This is a genomic window from Streptosporangium sp. NPDC000095, assembly GCF_042899335.1.
Lineage (GTDB): Bacteria > Actinomycetota > Actinomycetes > Streptosporangiales > Streptosporangiaceae > Streptosporangium.
On record NZ_JBIAZS010000010.1, the window covers coordinates 134,289 to 151,190 of the forward strand.

17 protein-coding genes are annotated in these 16,902 nt (G+C 68.0%); 5 read left to right on the forward strand and 12 right to left on the reverse strand.

Annotated elements, in window-relative coordinates:
• Window positions 1-5 precede the first annotated feature (5 nt).
• On the forward strand, window positions 6-1,574 hold the full coding sequence (locus ACFY3V_RS22635; RefSeq protein ID WP_362901909.1) for an amino acid permease: 1,569 nt from the start codon (window positions 6-8) through the stop codon (window positions 1,572-1,574).
• A gap of 102 nt (window positions 1,575-1,676) precedes the next feature.
• On the opposite strand, the gene ACFY3V_RS22640 is transcribed toward ACFY3V_RS22635, so the two are convergent.
• The 7 genes from ACFY3V_RS22640 to rpsF form a co-directional block, all read right to left on the reverse strand.
• A complete protein-coding gene (locus tag ACFY3V_RS22640) occupies window positions 1,677-2,420 on the reverse strand; it encodes an amino acid ABC transporter ATP-binding protein (protein ID WP_350941829.1) in 744 nt (247 codons plus the stop codon).
• Between the two features lie 70 nt (window positions 2,421-2,490).
• A complete protein-coding gene (locus tag ACFY3V_RS22645) occupies window positions 2,491-3,357 on the reverse strand; it encodes an amino acid ABC transporter permease (RefSeq protein WP_350941830.1) in 867 nt (288 codons plus the stop codon).
• A gap of 115 nt (window positions 3,358-3,472) precedes the next feature.
• Window positions 3,473-4,360: an ABC transporter substrate-binding protein gene (locus ACFY3V_RS22650; RefSeq protein WP_350941831.1), complete on the reverse strand. Its 888-nt coding sequence runs from the start codon at window positions 4,358-4,360 to the stop codon at window positions 3,473-3,475.
• Window positions 4,361-4,590: 230 nt separating this feature from the next.
• A complete protein-coding gene (gene rplI, locus ACFY3V_RS22655) occupies window positions 4,591-5,037 on the reverse strand; it encodes a 50S ribosomal protein L9 (RefSeq protein WP_344744211.1) in 447 nt (148 codons plus the stop codon).
• Between the two features lie 14 nt (window positions 5,038-5,051).
• Window positions 5,052-5,288: a 30S ribosomal protein S18 gene (gene rpsR, locus ACFY3V_RS22660; protein WP_344892480.1), complete on the reverse strand. Its 237-nt coding sequence runs from the start codon at window positions 5,286-5,288 to the stop codon at window positions 5,052-5,054.
• Window positions 5,289-5,395: 107 nt separating this feature from the next.
• Window positions 5,396-5,950 (reverse strand): single-stranded DNA-binding protein, encoded by a 555-nt coding sequence (locus tag ACFY3V_RS22665; protein ID WP_350941832.1) that lies wholly within the window; start codon window positions 5,948-5,950, stop codon window positions 5,396-5,398.
• Between the two features lie 77 nt (window positions 5,951-6,027).
• Complete coding sequence (gene rpsF / locus ACFY3V_RS22670; protein WP_350941833.1) at window positions 6,028-6,318, reverse strand: 30S ribosomal protein S6; 291 nt, start codon at window positions 6,316-6,318, stop codon at window positions 6,028-6,030.
• 265 nt (window positions 6,319-6,583) lie between these two features.
• Between rpsF and ACFY3V_RS22675 the strand changes: the two genes are divergently transcribed.
• A complete protein-coding gene (locus tag ACFY3V_RS22675) occupies window positions 6,584-6,886 on the forward strand; it encodes a hypothetical protein (protein WP_350941834.1) in 303 nt (100 codons plus the stop codon).
• 196 nt (window positions 6,887-7,082) lie between these two features.
• Here ACFY3V_RS22675 and ACFY3V_RS22680 read toward each other — a convergent pair whose 3' ends face one another.
• Window positions 7,083-7,265 carry a hypothetical protein gene (locus ACFY3V_RS22680; protein ID WP_350941835.1) on the reverse strand — a complete coding sequence of 61 codons (183 nt, stop codon included), beginning with the start codon at window positions 7,263-7,265 and terminating at the stop codon, window positions 7,083-7,085.
• A 95-nt stretch (window positions 7,266-7,360) separates the two neighbouring features.
• Here ACFY3V_RS22680 and ACFY3V_RS22685 point away from each other — a divergent pair, with 95 nt between their 5' ends.
• Window positions 7,361-8,119: a deoxyribonuclease IV gene (locus ACFY3V_RS22685; protein WP_350941836.1), complete on the forward strand. Its 759-nt coding sequence runs from the start codon at window positions 7,361-7,363 to the stop codon at window positions 8,117-8,119.
• 165 nt (window positions 8,120-8,284) lie between these two features.
• Here the strand turns inward: ACFY3V_RS22685 and ACFY3V_RS22690 are convergent, their stop codons facing one another.
• The 3 genes from ACFY3V_RS22690 to ACFY3V_RS22700 all read right to left on the reverse strand — a co-directional run bounded on the left by ACFY3V_RS22690 (window position 8,285) and on the right by ACFY3V_RS22700 (window position 13,746).
• On the reverse strand, window positions 8,285-9,439 hold the full coding sequence (locus ACFY3V_RS22690) for a hypothetical protein (protein WP_362901914.1): 1,155 nt from the start codon (window positions 9,437-9,439) through the stop codon (window positions 8,285-8,287).
• Between the two features lie 300 nt (window positions 9,440-9,739).
• On the reverse strand, window positions 9,740-11,047 hold the full coding sequence (locus ACFY3V_RS22695; protein ID WP_350941838.1) for a glycosyltransferase 87 family protein: 1,308 nt from the start codon (window positions 11,045-11,047) through the stop codon (window positions 9,740-9,742).
• Entirely contained in the window at window positions 11,047-13,746 is a 2,700-nt protein-coding gene (locus tag ACFY3V_RS22700) for a transglycosylase domain-containing protein (protein ID WP_362901916.1), read from the reverse strand. The genes ACFY3V_RS22695 and ACFY3V_RS22700 overlap by 1 nt, the downstream gene beginning before the upstream one ends.
• Before the next feature lie 598 nt (window positions 13,747-14,344).
• Between ACFY3V_RS22700 and ACFY3V_RS22705 the strand changes: the two genes are divergently transcribed.
• Both ACFY3V_RS22705 and ACFY3V_RS22710 read left to right on the forward strand, forming a co-directional pair.
• Window positions 14,345-15,019 carry a PadR family transcriptional regulator gene (locus tag ACFY3V_RS22705; RefSeq protein ID WP_350941840.1) on the forward strand — a complete coding sequence of 225 codons (675 nt, stop codon included), beginning with the start codon at window positions 14,345-14,347 and terminating at the stop codon, window positions 15,017-15,019.
• Window positions 15,020-15,052: 33 nt separating this feature from the next.
• Window positions 15,053-16,132: an inositol-3-phosphate synthase gene (locus ACFY3V_RS22710; RefSeq protein WP_350941841.1), complete on the forward strand. Its 1,080-nt coding sequence runs from the start codon at window positions 15,053-15,055 to the stop codon at window positions 16,130-16,132.
• 147 nt (window positions 16,133-16,279) lie between these two features.
• Here ACFY3V_RS22710 and idi read toward each other — a convergent pair whose 3' ends face one another.
• Window positions 16,280-16,861, reverse strand: coding sequence for an isopentenyl-diphosphate Delta-isomerase (gene idi / locus ACFY3V_RS22715; protein WP_362901919.1), 582 nt, complete (start codon window positions 16,859-16,861; stop codon window positions 16,280-16,282).
• Window positions 16,862-16,902 lie beyond the last annotated feature (41 nt).

The following is a 16,902-nucleotide window of genomic DNA, read 5'->3' on the forward strand; positions in this document are numbered from 1 at the left end:
GCCGCATGCCGCCGGGCCATGCCACCGACCGGTGGACCGGTGCGCGCCACGGCCTCCCCACGGCCTATCGCGGGGCGGACCTCATCGTCCTCGGCATCGGTGTCATGATCGGCGCGGGAATCTTCGGCCTCGCCGGCCGCCAGGCGGCGAGCATGGCCGGACCCGGCGTGTTCCTCTCCTTCATGATCGCTGGAATCACCAGCCTGCTCGTGGCCTTCTGCTTCGCCGAGCTCGCCTCCGCGATGCCGACCGCGGGAAGCGCCTACACCTTCGCCTACGTCATCTTCGGTGAGGTCTGGGCCTGGGTCGTGGGCTGGGCGCTGATCCTGGAGCTCCTCCTCGCCGCGGCGGCGGTGGCCCGCGCCTGGTCGCTCTACGCCGCCCAGATGCTCACCGACCTCGGGGTGAACCTTCCCGGGGCGGTCGCGGGCATGGTCGGCCAGAGCATGGGTTTCGACCTGTTCACGCTGTTCATTCTGGTGATCCTCACCGCCGTGGTGGCCCTGGGCGCCCGTGTCGGACTGCGCACCCTGTGGATCATCGTGATCGCCAAGCTGCTCGCCATCGGCGCGGTCATCGTGATCGGCGCCCTCCACTTCGACCGGCGCAACCTCGCGGCCATCCCGGTGCCGGCGACGCCCGGGGGAAAGGCCGAGGACGCCCTGCACTCCCCGTTGCTCGGTCTCCTCTTCGGCCAGACGGGCGCGTTCGGCTGGTTCGGCATCTTCGCCGCCTCGGCGGCCATCACCTTCGCGTACATCGGTTTCGACGTCGTGGCCACCGCCGCCGAGGAGGCCGAGGACGCCCCGCGCTCGATCCCGAAGGGAATCATCCGCGGGCTGGTGATCACCACGGTCATCTACATCGCGGTCGCGGTGGTCATGGTCGGGATGATCCCGTACGACGAGATCGACACGGACGCACCGCTCGCCAGCGCCTTCCGCGACGCGGGCGTGGGTTTCATGGTGCACGTCATCAACATCGGGGCGGTGCTCGGCCTCACCACCGTCATCCTGGTGCTGCTCGTCGGCCTGACCCGGGTGATGTTCTCCATGGCGCGCGACGGGCTCATTCCCCGCCCGCTCTCCAAGATCAACCGCAGCTATCACAGCCCGACAAGGGTCACCCTGGTCATCGGCTTCGTCGCGATCCTGCTGGCCGAGCTCGTGGACGTGCTGACGCTCGAACCACTGGTCGTGATCGGTGCCCTGTTCGTGTTCATCGTCGTGGCCGGCGGGGTGATCCGGATGCGGCAGACGATGCCGGAGCTGCCGAGAGGTTTTCGCACCCCGCTCTCTCCCGGCCTGCCGATCGCCACGATCCTCGCCTGCCTGTGGCTCATGGTGAACCTCCAGCTCATCACCTGGCTGTACTTCATCATCTGGATGGCCTTCGGTGTGCTCGTCTACCTGGTGTACGGCAGACGCAACAGCGTGCTCGCCACGATGGCGCGCCCCGTCCCCGAGGCTCCCGCCGACCCCGCTCCGGGGCGGTACGACCCTGCACAGGGCCCTCCCGGCCGGCCCGGCGGCCCCGGGCCCACGGCCGGACCTCGCGGCAGGCACCGGCGCTGAGCGGACCGTCCACCGCGCGGGCCATGAGGCCCGCCGGGCCCCCGAGACGCCCGTGGACCTCACGACCTCGTGCGGCTTCGGGGACGGGCGGGCGAGAAGGGCTCAGAGACGCCGGGCGTCGATCACGTTCTGCACGAACTCCCTGGTGCGGGGCTCACGAGGATCGGTGAAGATCTGCTCGGGGGTGCCGCGTTCCAGGAGCACGCCGCCGTCGAGGAAGCAGACGGTGTCGGCGATCTCCCGGCAGAAACCCATCTCGTGGGTGGTCAGGACCATGGTCATGCCCCCCTCCTTGAGCTCCCTGATGATCCCGAGCACCTCCTTGACCAGCGCGGGGTCCAGGGCGGAGGTGACCTCGTCCAGCAGCATCAGGCGGGGCCGCGTGGCCAGCGCCCTGATGATGGCGGCACGCTGCTGCTGGCCGCCGGAGAGCTGGTCGGGGTAGGCGTCCGCCTTGTCCCCCAGGCCGAACCTGGCCAGCAGGTCGCGGGCCTGTGCCTCGGCCTCTTTCCCGCTCACCTTGTGGACCTTGCGCGGGGCCAGCGTGATGTTGTCCAACACGCTCATGTGCGGGAACAGATTGAACGCCTGGAAGACGATGCCGATGCGTTTGCGCACGTCGTCGGGGTCGACCCTGGCATCGGTGATCTCCTCGCCGTCCAGGGTGATCGTGCCGTCGTCGGCGGTCTCCAGCAGGTTGACGCAGCGCAGCAGGGTGGACTTGCCCGAGCCCGAGGCGCCGATCAGGCAGACCACCTCGTGCGACTCGACCTCCAGGTCGATCCCGCGCAGCACGTTGTGGCCGTGGTAGTTCTTCCACAGCCCCTCGATGGTGAGCAGGCTCATGCACTCTCCTCCCGTGCCGTCATCGTCTCGCCGGGCGACGGGACGCCGCCGTACGCCGGGGTACGCACGCTCACTGGCCCCGCCGTCTCTGCGAGCGAGCCGCCAGATAGTCGGTGAAGCGGGCCATCGGGATGGTGAGCAGGATGAACAGCAGCGCCGCCGCGAGGTACGGCGTGTAGTTGAAGGTGCTGGCGACGTGGATCTGCGCCTGCCGCAGCGCCTCCAGGGGGCCGATCGTCGCGACGAGCGCGGTGTCCTTCTGCAGTGAGACGAAGTCGTTGAGCAGCGGCGGCACCACCCTGCGCGCGGCCTGCGGCACCACCACGTGGCGCATGGTCTGGCCGTGGCTCAGCCCGAGGGACCGGGCGGCGGCCCGCTGGCTGGGATGCACCGACTCGATGCCCGCACGGAAGACCTCCGCCACGTACGCGCCGTAGGAGAGGGTGAGCGCGATGATGCCCAGCGTCGCGAGGTCCGTCGGTGTCCCCTGCAGGCCGAGCGCGGGCAGGCCGAAACCGACGAGATAGATGATGAGGATCGTGGGCACGCCGCGGAAGACGTCGGTGTAGATCACCGCCAGGGCACGCAGCGGGAAGAACACCGGCGCGGTGAGGTTGCGGGCGAGCGCGACGAGCAGTCCCACGATGAGGATGAGCGGCTCGGCGATCAGAAAGATCTTGACGTTGAGCAGGAACCCGCTCAGCACGTCCGGCAGCGCCCCTGTGAACTGGTCGAGGTCGAAGAACGTCTCCCGCACCCTCGGCCAGCCGGGGGAGGCCGTGAAGAGCCAGAGCAGCAGGACGATCACGAGGATCGTCGAGACCGTCGCGACGGAGCTCGAACGGATCGACGCCCTCCTGCGGAGCCGCTCGCGCTCAAGCTGCCGTTCGCTCTTCTGCCAGTCGACGGGAACCCGCAGGCGCTCGTCGTTCTTCATCGAGCGCCGCCGTGGCGCGGACCGTACGCGCGCCGCGCCCGCGGCGAGACCCGGGCGTCCGCGTCGGCTCCGGGGCCGGGTCCGGTCGCGGGCGGTGTCGGAGGGTGTTTCAGGGTCACTTCAGCTCCGGTGCGCCCGCGGCGGAGCCGAGCCACTCGGTCTCGATCTTCGCCAGCTCACCGGAGGCGGTCAGCTTGTCGATGGCCTCGTTCACACAGCTCACCAGCGGGCTGCCCTTCTCGAAGACCGCGCCGAAGACCTCGGGCTCACCGGAGGCCGCGCCGAACTGACCGACGATCTTGGAGTTCTCGACCTGTGCGGCGGTCACGTAGAAGGCGGTGGGCAGGTCCACCACCACGGCGTCGACCTGCTTGTTCTTCAGCGCGTTGACGGCGTCGATCTGCTCGTTGTAGACGTTGGGCTCGGACGAGGGCTTGATCACGTCCTTGACCGCCTGCAGCGAGGTGGTGCCGATCTGCACGCCGATCTTGGCGTCCTTCAGGCCCGCGAGGTCCGTGGTGGAGGCGATCTTGGAGCCGTCCAGCGCGACCACGGCCTGCTTGACCGTGTAGTAGCCCTTGCTGAAGTCGACGACCTTCGCCCGGTCGGGGGTCACCGAGACCTGGTTCACGTCGAAGTCGAACTGCTTGGCGCCCGGCGCGAACGCGGAGTCGAACTTCACCGTGGCCCAGGTGACGTCATCCTTGGCGAAGCCCAGCTGGTCCGCGACGGCGTAGGCGACCGCGCTCTCGAAGCCCTTGCCGTTGGTGGGGTCGTCGTCGCTGAACCACGGGTCGTAGGCGGGCTTGTCGGTGCCGATGGTCAGCTTCCCGGGGGTCTTCAGCGCGGGGCTGTCCTTGGCGCAGGCGCTGGGGGCCGCGGAGGCGTCGCCGGACGTTGAGGATGCGGGGCTCGCCGGGGTCGCCGTTTCCGAAGCCGGCGCACAGGCCACCGCGGTCGCCGCGAGGGCACCGAGCGCGAACAGCATCGAGGGACGGACCATGACAAAACCTCCAGGGCGAAGCAACGATTTCCGAATTGTATGTATTCGCGGTGACCTGGGGTAACGGGGTACCAGCATATGAATTCTTCCCGGCGGGAAAGGGGACTTTCATCGGTCCCCCGGGCTCCCCGGAGGACGGGAAAGAGCGCTGCCCGGATCCGCGGGAGGACCGGGAAAGGACAAGGGCCCCTCCCCGCGAACGGAGAGGAGCCCTTGTCTCACGGGGCCTGTCAGGCCGCGACGACCTCGACATCGAGGGACGCGGAGACCTCCGGGTGCAGCTTGACGCTGACCCGGTGGGAGCCGAGGCTCTTGATCGCGGAGGCGATCTCGATGCGACGGCGGTCGAGCAGGGGGCCACCGGCGGCCTTCACGGCCTCGGCGACGTCACCCGTGGTGATGGAGCCGAAGAGGCGGCCGGACTCGCCGGCCTTCGTCTTCAGGACCACCTTGAGGGCCTGCAGCTGACCGGCGACCTCCTTGGCGGTGCCAAGGTCGCGAATCTCGCGGGCGTCGCGGGCCTTCTTGATCGAGGAGATCTGCTTCTCGCCGCCGCGCGTCCAGAGGATCGCGAAGCCGCGGGGAAGCAGGTAGTTGCGGCCGTAACCGCTCTTGACCTCGACGATGTCGCCGGGGGCGCCGAGGCCGGTGACCTCACTGGTGAGAATGAGCTTCATCTGTCCGGACCTCCTTAGCGCGCGGTGCTCATGTACGGCAGGAGCGCCATCTCACGAGCGTTCTTGATAGCGGTCGCCACGTCACGCTGGTGCTGGGTGCAGTTGCCCGTCACCCGGCGGGCACGGATCTTGCCGCGGTCGGAGATGAACTTCCGAAGCAGCCCCGTGTCCTTGTAGTCGACGTAGGAGATCTTGTCGTGGCAGAACAGGCAAACCTTCTTCTTGGGCTTGCGCAGTGCCGGCTTGGCCATCGTGGTGCTCCTTTCAGAGCCCCGCCGTCAGGCGGGAATGGTCGCTGCGGATATGGACTGGGACGCGGGATGCCGGGCGCGGTCGTGACCGTCCCGGAGGAGCGTCCCTAGAAAGGCGGTTCGTCGCTGAAGTCGCCGCCGCCGAAGCCGCCGCCACCCTGCTGCTGCTGACCGCCGCCACCGTAGTTGTTGCCGCCGCCGCCGGAGAAGCCGCCACCTTGCGGTGCGGCCGGCGCCGCGGAGGCCCACGGGTCGTTGGCGGGACCGCCGCCGAAGCCACCGCCACCGCCCTGACGGGCGGTCTTGTTGACCTTGGCGGTCGCGTTTCTCAGGGAGGGGCCGACCTCGTCGACCTCGACCTCGTAGACGGTGCGCTTCTCGCCTTCCTTGGTCTCGTAAGACCTCTGGCGGAGCCGTCCCTGAACGATGACCCGCATGCCGCGCTGGAGGCTCTCGGCGGCGTTCTCCGCCGCCTGCCGCCACACGTTGCAGGTCAGGAACAGGCCTTCGCCGTCTTTCCACTCGTTGGTCGTCTTGTCGAGGAACCTCGGAGTGGACGCGATGCGAAACCGGGCCACCGCTTGCCCCGTGGGGGTGAAGCGCAGCTCCGGATCGTCGACGAGGTTGCCGACGATGGTGATCGTGGTGTCGCCTGCTGCCATGGCTAGCGCTGCCCTTCCTGCGGCCTTCGCTGGTTATCGGCTCAGAGTACGGCTGCCGTCCGACAAAATGCCGGAGATTAGTGCACGTCCGGGCGCAGGACCTTGGTGCGCAGGATTCCCTCGTTGAGGTTCATCTGCCGGTCGAGCTCCTTGACCGTGGCGGGCTCGGCGCTCAGGTCGATGACGGCGTAGATGCCCTCGGGCTTCTTCGCGATGTCGTAGGACAGCTTGCGGCGACCCCACACGTCGACCTTCTCCACGGTGCCGCCGTCGTTGCGGACGACCGTGAGGAACTGGTCGAGGGAAGGGGCGACCGTACGCTCATCGAGCGAGGGGTCAAGAATGACCATCACTTCGTAACGGCGCATGCTGACTTCCAACCTCCTCTGGACTCTTGCGGTCACGACACCGTGCCGTGACAGGAGGACGCTGACGTGCTTCACCCCGGAACTCCCATTTCGGCGCTCGGGGTGGAGGGTGGGCCATGACACACCCATTCGACGTAGCCGTGCCAGCCTACCAGCCCGTCAAGGGTTGGGCCGTCGCCTCGCCGGGCACGTCCCCACACAGGAAACGGGTTCGTCCTCTCCAGGACACGCCCTCATGGGAAAGGGGGCGATGAAGGTGCCTCATGTGTCCGGACAGAGCCCGAGCGGGCGTTTCCGGTTCAGGCTGAACAGCGACGGGCGGCGTCATCCCCTGGAGAACGTGCTGAGCGTCTGCACGATCCTCTGCGGGCTGGTCGCCTTCGTGGCCGGGCTCATCCCCTCCGCGCACCCCGTCGCGTCGTGGCTCGGGGTGCTCGGCTTCTGCGGAGGTCTCTACTCCCAGTACGTCTCCGCCACGACACCGGAGCGCGCGCTGAACATCGTGGGCATCGTGGCCTCGTTCGTCGGTGTGGCCTTCGGCATCCGCAACGGGGGTTTCCTCCCGTAGGGTCCCGAACCTGACGAGGGCCACACCGACGAGGACCGGGCCGCGAGCGGCCCTGGAAGATCTCGAACGCGAGCGGGGAAACGACCGGCCCCGTCCTCGGTACGTGCCGCCTCGCCGCGGGTCGGCGGCCGTGTCCGATCCGATGAGATCGGGGGCGCGTACAGGACGAGATCGGGGGCGCGTACGGGACGCGGGATCAGCCGAGGCGCAGATCCACGCCCAGCAGGATGAGGAACCACAGGAAGACGGCGAGCAGTGCCTCGGCGATGTCCTTCAGGAGCGCGGGGGTGATGTAGTCGTACAACCAGGCGACGTAGATGCCGATCAGGATGTAGATGAGACCGATGAGACTGATCCCTCTGCGATAGCGAGCAGCCACTTGGAACTCCTTGGGGTCGGCCCGTGGGGGCGGGCGGTGGGGCGCGACCTGCGACTGCCCCTGCCCTCGGCGTTGAAACGGCTACTCTCGGATACATGCCGCTTATCGGAGCTCACGTCGACCAGGACGACCCGTTGGCCCACGCCAGGGCACGCGACGCCCAGGTCGTGCAGTTCTTCCTCGGTGACCCGAAGGGGTGGAAGGCCCCGGTCATCGGCGAGAAGACCCGGGAGATCAAGGACTCGGACGTGGAGGTCTACGTCCACGCCCCCTACGTGATCAACGTCGCGACCGTCAACAACCGGGTGCGCATTCCCAGCCGCAAGCTGCTGAGCGCGCACCTCGCGGCGGCGGCCGAGCTGGGCGCCCGGGGTCTGATCGTCCACGGCGGGCACGTCGGCGCCGGAGACGACCCGCAGAAGGGCTTCGACAACTGGCGCAAGGTGTTCGAGCGCCTTGAGGAGCACGGGGTCCCCGTCCTCATCGAGAACACCGCGGGCGGCGGCAACGCGATGGCGCGCAAGCTCGAGCGCATCGCCCGGCTGTGGGACGCGCTCGACGGCTTCGACGTGGGCTTCTGTCTCGACACCTGCCACGCGCACGCGGGTGGTGAGGACCTGGCGGACGTGGTCGAGCGGGTCATGGCGATCACCGGCAGGATCGACCTGGTCCACTGCAACGACTCGCGCGACGCCTTCGACTCCGGCGCCGACCGGCACGCGAGCCTGGGTGCGGGTCAGATCGACCCCGAGCTCATCCTGGGCGTGTGCCGGAGCGCGAACGCGCCGATCGTGGTGGAGACCCCCTTCGACGGTCAGGCCGAGGACATCGCCTTCCTCCGGACGAAGCTCTGAGGCGAGGTTCCGGGGCCCAGGTGGCGGTGCCGCCGGACGGCGGCACCGCGGAGAACGTCTCGCCGGTGGGCGAAAGCCGATCCACAGCCTGTTGATCCACAGCCTGTGGATAACTTCATGGGATTACTTTTTCCGGAGAGTGGGTAAAGGGGCAACCCCTGCGGCTCAGCCCACCCAGGCGCCGTCGGCGAAGATCAACGCGTTGAGCGCCATCAACGGTCCCAGCACCAGGGCGTAGCCGAGGATGATCCATCGTCGCCACGGCTCAGGACCGCTGCTCGCCCTGCCGATCAGGACGAAGAGCGGCCACCACAGCAGCGCCGAGCGCGGTACCGACAGGTAGTAGGCGGAACACACCAGGGCGCCCACCTGGAGTCCCACATAGACGAACTCGCTCCATCTCCGCAGGTAGAGCAGGAGAAGCACGAGCGCGACCCCGACGATCGCCCCCGCGATCTCCAGCCGGAACGCCCAGGCCATCCGCCCCTCGCCCATCGCCGCGCCCAAGGTCGTGTTCCACGACTCCCAGGGCCAGACCATGTAACGTCCCCAACCGGCCTCCTGCGCGGTCTTCCAGGCCAACCAGTCACCCGTACGGGAGTACTGGTAGGCGGAGTAGAGGGCGAGCGGCACGAACGGAAGGAGCAGCCACCCCACCTGCCGTAGCGGGTGCCTGCGGACGAGAAACTCCACGATCAGCGCGACGGCGAGGAACAGGCCGGTGATGCGCACGCAGGAGGCGCCCGCCGCCAGGGCCGCGGCGAGCGGCCAGCGGCCCTGACGCGCCGCGAGCCAGGCGGGGATGGCGAAGGCGAGGAAGAGCGCCTCGCTGTAGCCCGCGAACAGGAACACCGCCATCGGCCAGAGCAGCAGCGCGAGCACCGCGTACCGGCCCGCTCCCCGCGGCCCCTCGAACTCGGCGAGCCTGGCGAGCGCCGTCATCGCGACGGCGCCGGCCACCAGGGAGATGAGCAGCCCGGCGAGCGTCCAGTCGTCGATCACGAGATGCACCGCGCGGAGCATCAGCGGCATTCCGGGGAAGAAGGCGGGCAACCCTCTGTCGGGCTCGCTGCCCGGAGGCCCGCCGTACCCGTGTTCGGCGATGGTGATGAGCAGATTGGCGTCCCAGTTGCGCCATCGCTCCAGGAAGGGCGCCGGTAGGGCGTCCCCCTCCATGAGCGCCTGGGAGCCGATGACGACCAGGACGACGATTCCCAACCTGGAGGCCAGCCAGAGCAGCAGCCCTTCCGTCGCGACATCGCGCCCAGGAGCGGAAGGCGCGGGAGGCGCGTCTCGCGGAGGAGCGGGGGGAGTGGTCACAAGGTCGAATTGTCCCGGATCATCTTGGCGAACCGCCAGATGTGAACGCTCACCGAACAGTCCCATCCGACCCCCTGTCACCCCGGCTGTCACCTCGGCCGAGCCCTGGACGCCCCGGCCTTTCCCCTTGCCCCCTGTCGCCCCGAGAGGGCTCGGCTCGCCGAACGGCCCCGAGGTCGGAGCACCGGTCAAGTAAAGCCCACGCGGTGTCCGGCCTTCGGCTGAACCGCAGGTCGCGACAGGTCGGCCCGGCCGCATTCGGTGTTGATCAACACTTTGTGCGGTTACTTGACCGGCTCCCTAGGAGAGCGCGAGCCGGAAACGGTCGGGTGCCTCGTCGAAGACGCCACCCGCCTGGTCGTCGGTCCCGTCCTGGCGGATCACGTCCTTGTCGGGGACGAAGATGTCCCGCACGACGAACGCCATCATGATCAGGATAGTGATCGCGCGGCCCCACACGGCGGTGAAGTAGGTGTCGCCCGCGATGCCCAGGGCCTCGTTGCCCGGCTGGATGCCGACCAGATACAGCCAGATCGCGAAGAAGTACCAGCACTCGGCGAGCTGCCAGAGCGCGATCGGCCTCCAGCCCGGCCTGGCGAGCACCGCGAAGGGGATCAGCCAGAGCACGTACTGCGGCGACCACACCTTGTTGGTCAGCATGAACGCCGCCAGGGTGAGGAAGCACAGCTGCATCAGGCGGGGACGGGTCTTCGCGGTCAGCGTGATCACGGCGATCGCGAGACAGAACGCGGCGAGCGAGACGACGCCCAGCCTGTCGAGGAGTTCGGCGTCACCCAGGATCGGCCACTGCTTCTGGTTGAAGAAGTACCAGATGGAGCCCCAGTCGGCCGGTCGCTCCTGGCTGAAGACGTAGAACCTCTTCCACCCCTCGAAGGCGAAGATCATGATCGGCACGTTGACGACGAGCCAGGCGCCCGCGGCACCGCCGATCGTCTTGAGGAACGGCACCCACTTACCGGTTCGCAGCGCGAGCAGGAACAGCGGGCCGAGGAACATCAGCGGATAGAACTTGGTGGCGATCGCGAGGCCCAGCAGGATGCCCGCGAGCCACTGCTTCCGCTTCGACCAGGCCAGCAGCGCGCCCAGCGCGAGGGCGTTGGCCGCCAGGTCCCAGTTGATGTACGCGGTGAGGATCAGCGCGGGGGCGAGGGCGTACCAGAGCGCGTCCCAGCGCCTGGCGGGACCGGCCAGCGCGGCCATCAGCAGCACGCCGACGACCAGGCAGAGCGCCATGAGGATGACGGTGAGGTCGTAGAACGCCGTCCCCGGATCGCTCATGGGGGTGACGATCCGGCGGAAGAACTCCATGATCCCGCCGATGCCGACGGGGTATTCGACCGGATAGTCGAAGTAGGGGACCATCCCCTCGTTGAGCTTCTCGTTCCACCACAGGGGATAGATGTCGGTGTAACAGAAGTTCGTGAACTGCAGGGTCCCGTCGTTCCATGCCCCGTCGACGCGGCACGGCCACTTCCAGAACCAGGCCAGAACCGCCCCCAGCCCCGCGAACAGGGCGAGGGGCGTGTACGGAATGGCCCGGTTGCCGAACTCGGACAGCGACTCCCGCTGCGGCAGAAGGTTCTTCATCAGGGACGTCGTCCGCTCGCTGTGGGTGTCGGCACGAGGGCCCCGGCAGGTGTTCCCGGTGCGCCGACCACGCCCGGCGCGCCGTTCTGCTCGATCACGCCGTTCGGCGGCCCGTCGCCGCCCCAACCGCCGTCGTCGCCGCCGTCACACGAGGGGTCCCCGGGCATGCACTCGTTGCCGCCGAAGTCGCCACCGTCGTCGGGGTTGTCGTTCGGCCAGCCGTCGTCGCCGTTCTCGTCGGGGAAGGGGTTGGTGTCCTCCATCGTCGGCGTCGGCGAGGGCGTCGGCTTGGGCGTGGCCAGGTTGTGCAGCGATCCGGTGTTGGCCCTCGGCGGGAACTGCACGACCTCGTCCTTCGCGGTCACGGTCTGCATGAAGTCGTGCCAGATCTGGGTCGGGGTGCCGCCACCGCCGATGAAGGAGGGCATGGGCTCCTCCTTCCAGACGATGTTCTCGTCCTTGATCTTCCTGCTCGGCAGGCCGTACTTGTCGACCTTGAGCTTGCGCGTCCCGGCCTTGTTGTAGGGCACATCCTTGGACATGCCGACCGCGGTGACGATCTGCGGGGTGAAACCGACGAACCAGGCGTCCTTGTAGTCGTTGTTCGTGCCTGTCTTGCCGGCCACCGGCCGGGTGCCGATGTTGGCCGCGCCACCGGTGCCGCTCTTGACGACGGCCTGGAGCGCGACGGTCGCGTCGGCCGCGGACTCGGGGGTGATGACCTGCCTCTCGTCGGCCAGTTCCTTGAGCACGACGGTGCCGTCGTGCTTGGTCACCTTGACGACGGTGTGCCAGTCGACGTGCTTGCCCTCGTTGGCGAAGATCGAATAACCGGCGGCCTGTTCGACCGTGGTCACCGAGGCCACACCGATGGTGGTCAGGTAGTTCTGGTGCTCGACCGCCCAGTCGACCGCGTTCTTGTCGCCGTAGGCCGGGTTCTGCTTCGCCGTCTCGCCGACCCCCGCCTCCCTCGCGATCCTCGCCACCTCTTCGAGGGTGACCTCCTTGCCCATCTGGGCGAAGACGGTGTTGACCGAGCTGGCCATGGCCTTGACCATGTTGATCGGCCCGAACGGCTGGTTCCCCGAGTTCTTGATCGGGGTGGTGTTCGGCATCTTGATCGACGCCATGCCTTCGACGTAGCTGTCGAGCGACTTGCCGCTCTCCAGCCAGGCGGCGAGCACGTAGGGCTTGAACGCCGACGCCGCCTGCTTGGTGGAGTCGAACGCGCGGTTGTTGAAGTCGTTGGTGAAGTCGTCACCGCTGTAGAAGGCGAGCACCCGGCCGTTCTTCGGGTTCACCGAGGCCAGCCTGGCGTGGATGGTCGGGTCCAGGCCGGCGGTCCTCGCCTTCACCGCGTCCCTGGCGGCCTTCATCATGTTCTTGTTGAACGTGGTGTAGACCTTGAAACCGCCGGTCTCCAGGTCCTTACGAGAGATGCCCCGGCCGTTGAGCTCACGGAAGACGATGTTGAGCATGTAGCCCTTGAGCCCCTTGAAGGTCTCCGTGACCTTGACGTCCTTGAACTTCAGGTCCTCGAAGGAGCTGTTCGCATACTTGCCGTACTCGGCGGGGTTCATGTCCGCCATGTTCCTGAGGGCCGCCTGGAAGCGCTCCTTGGTCGCGGCGTAGTTCTTCTTCTCCGACTCCTGGACGTCGAAGGCGGTCGGGTTCTGGATCCGGCCGGCGAGGTAGGCGCCCTCGGGCACGGTCAGATCGCCGACGTTCTTACCGAAGAACTCCTTCGCCGCGGCCTGGATGCCGTACGCGCCGCGCCCGAAGTAGACGAGGTTGAAGTACTCCTCAAGGATCTCGTCCTTCTCCAGCGTCTTACTGATCTTGACCGCGACGAAGATCTCCTTGATCTTGCGCTGGATCGAGACCTCCTGGCTGAGACCTTCGTAGTAACCGCGGGCCATCTGCTGGGTGATGGTCGAGGCGCCCTGGAGCTGGGCGCCGCTCACGGTGCTCCAGACCGAGCGGGCCATGCCCGCGACGTCGATGCCGCTGTCGGTGCGGAAGGTCTTGTTCTCCAGGGCGATCACCGCGTCCTGGACGTGGACGGGGATCTGCTTGAGCTTCACCGGGGTCCGCTTGGTGCCGTAGCGGGCCATCACGGTCTTGCCGTCGCCGTAGTAGATGACGCTGCCCCGGTCGTCGACGCCGGCCTGCCGGGACGAGGGGACGGGCGTGTTGGCGTAGGCGACCGCGATCATGCCGAAGACGCCCGCGGTGAGGACCACGAAGCTGGCCATCACGATCTTCCAGTTGGGCAGGAAGCGCGTCCACCTCTTCGGGGGGTCGTCGTCGCCGTCGAAACCGTCTCCGCCGGGGCCCTCGGGTCCTTCCGGGCCTCCTGGTCCCTCCGCGGCGAGAGCGCTCGCACCGCGTCCTCGGCGCCTGCGGCCGCCGTCGCCCGGCCTCGAACCTGCGGAACGCCCGCCACCCGACTGGGCGGCGAGCATCGCCTGGGTGTCCTCGAAGGCGGCCTCGGCGCGGCGGCCTGTCGGGTCGGTGTCACGGCGGCGCATCTCGCCGGGAGCACCGGGGCCGGGCCGAGGCGTCCCACCGGGAGCGCCGGGACCCGCGGGGCCGCGCGGGGGCACGCCGCCGGGAGCGCCCGCGTCGCGCCGGGGTGGTCCACCGGGCTGCTGGGACGTGCCGCCGGAGTAGGGCATGCCGCCGTGCTGGGGCATCATCGCGGTCCGGGGATCGGCTCCCGCCTGCGGTGCCTGTCGAGGAGAATCCCACCCCGCACCGGTTTGAACGTTTTGTGGAGGGGGGACTGCACGGGAAGCGGCTCCTGGGCTTGAGCGACGGCGCCGCCCCTGGCGAGCCGACTCGTCGGCGCCCTGACGGCGCCCGTCCGGCTCCGGGTCATTGCTGTTGCTGTAACTCACGCGTCCTCGTTCGGTCATCGGGGTCTACGACGGCGTGCAGGCGGGCGAGACTACCTCCTGATCGCCGGAGATCTCGTCGCCTTGGCTCACTGGTGGCCGGCCCATTCGGGTGGATCTCCATTCCCGGGGACGAACGAGATCGTCAGGTGGTTCCGGCAACAACCTTGGCAGACCTCTCCCACATTGAGGTGGGATTCCCGGTATTGAAAAGCGGCCCACGCCACGTGGGGGCCATCTCCCACCACCGTCTGCTGTGACCACATAGGCGCCAGACTACGGCTTTTTGGCGTTTGCTCCCAACCTCTTGGGAAAGTCGCTGATTGCAGCCTTATGTTGAATGGACGTATCCTGTCGATGTATCGGTTCGATACATCGACGCGAGAGGTGGTGGTTTCCAGTGGCCGGCGGACGTGGCGGCGTGCTGGAGCTGGCCGTGCTCGGGTCGTTGCACGAGACCCCCCTACACGGCTATGAGCTGCGCAAACGGCTCAACGCCCTGCTCGGTATGTTCCGGGCGTTCTCCTACGGCTCGCTCTACCCGTGCCTCCGCCAGTTGCTCACCGACGGACTGATCGTCGAAGACGGCGACGCCGCCGCGGCCACCACGGCCACCGACAGCGCCATCGTGCTCCCCGGCCGCCGTTCGAAGATCGTCTACAAGCTGACCGCGGAGGGCAAGGAACGCCTGCAGGAGCTCCTCACCCAGGCGGGCCCTTCCGCCTGGGAGGACGAGAGCTTCGGCGTGCACTTCGCCTTCTTCAGGCACACCGAGGCCGAGGTGCGCCTGCGCATTCTCGAGGGCCGCCGCAGCCGGCTTGAGGAACGTCTGGACAGCGTGCGCACGGCACTCGCCCGTACGCGCGAGCGGCTGGACAGCTACACCCTTGAGCTTCAGCGTCACGGCCTGGAGTCGGTCGAACGCGAAGTGCGCTGGTTGAATGAGCTGATCGCCACCGAACGGCAGGCATCGCCGCCGGAGGGGGAGCGGCGACCCGCGCGAGAGGAGACGTCCAGGGCGCCCGCGCCAGGGACGGGCACGACGGGGCGGCACGCCACCCCGGAAGAAAACTGACCATTGAGAAGAACAAAAAGGGGAGCGAGTGCCATGGGTTCGGTGCGCGTAGCCATTGTCGGTGTAGGCAACTGCGCCACGTCGCTCATTCAGGGCGTGCACTACTACCGGGACGCCGATCCCGGTATGCGGGTGCCGGGCCTGATGCACGTCAAGTTCGGCGATTATCACATCGGCGACGTGGAGTTCGTCGCGGCGTTCGACGTGGACGCCAAGAAGGTCGGACGTGACCTGTCCGAGGCGATCGTCGCCTCGGAGAACAACACGATCAAGATCTGCGACGTGCCGCCGCTCGGCATCACGGTGCAGCGTGGCCCCACCCTCGACGGCCTTGGCGAGTACTACCGGGAGATGGTCGAGGAGTCCGACGAGGCTCCGGTCGACGTCGTGCAGGTCCTCAAGGACAGCAAGGTGGACGTCCTCGTCTCCTACCTGCCGGTGGGCTCGGAGGAGGCCGACCGCTTCTACGCGCAGTGCGCCCTCGACGCGAAGGTCGCGTTCGTCAACGCGCTCCCGGTGTTCATCGCCTCCGACCCCACGTGGGCGCAGAAGTTCGTCGACGCGGGCGTCCCGATCGTCGGCGACGACATCAAGTCCCAGGTCGGCGCGACCATCACACACCGCGTGATGGCGAAGCTGTTCGAGGACCGCGGCGTCGAGTTGCTCCGCACCTACCAGCTGAACTTCGGCGGCAACATGGACTTCATGAACATGCTGGAGCGCAAGCGCCTGCAGTCCAAGAAGATCTCCAAGACCCAGGCGGTCACCTCGCAGATCCCGCACGAGATGCAGAAGGCCGACGTGCACATCGGCCCTTCCGACCACGTGCCGTGGCTCGACGACCGCAAGTGGGCGTACGTGCGCCTGGAGGGCAGGTCCTTCGGCGACACTCCCCTCAACCTGGAGTACAAGCTGGAGGTATGGGACTCCCCCAACTCCGCCGGCATCATCATCGACGCGGTACGCGCCGCCAAGATCGCTCTTGACCGGGGCATCGCCGGGCCGATCCTGTCCGCCTCCTCCTACTTCATGAAGTCGCCGCCGGAGCAGTACTCCGACGACGAGGCGCGCGAGTACGTGGAGAAGTTCATCCGCGGTGAGGTCGAGCGCTGACCTTCCCGAGCCTTCCGGCATCGAACGGCGAGAGCCCTCGGCCCATGTGGGCCGAGGGCTCTCGCCGTTGGACGACCGCCGGTGTGAGAGGCACCCACACCGCCGGAGCGGAAGGTCTCGATGGGAGGCGGGTGGAAGGCCGGCGCGTCAGCGGGCGGCGGGCGGGAGGTCGGCGGGGTCCGCGGCCCCCCAGGCGAGCGGGTCGGCGCCGAGCTCGACCAGCTGGGGAACCTGTTCGCGGCACCAGGGGGAGATCGCCAGGCGGTCGCCGAGCACCCCGTCGGTGAACTCCTTCCACGGCATCCAGCGGATGTCGTCGACCTCGTCGGGGTTCGGCGCGGCCTCCGCGGTCACGAGCACCCGGTAGACCGGGCACAGCTCCCGCTCGACGATGCCGTTGTCCATGACCGCCCGGTAGGAGAAGCGCGGCAGGAGGAGGTCGACCCGGTCGGCCGCGAGTCCGAGCTCGTGGGAGAGCCTGCGGGTCACCGCCTCGGCGAGCGGCTCCCCGGGGAGGGGGTGGCCGCAGCAGCTGTTGGTCCACACCCCCGGCCAGGTCGTCTTGTGCAGGGCGCGGCGGGAGAGCAGGACCCGCCCCTGCTCGTCGAACACGTAACTGGAGAAGGCCAGATGGAGGGGAGTGTCGAGACCGTGCACCGTGGCCTTCGCCGCCGTGCCGATCGCGTTTCCCTCTGTGTCGACGAGCACAACGTGTTCATCAGGTGTCACTCGAACGAGGGTACGTGATCATGTTGGTTTACCGCGCCCCC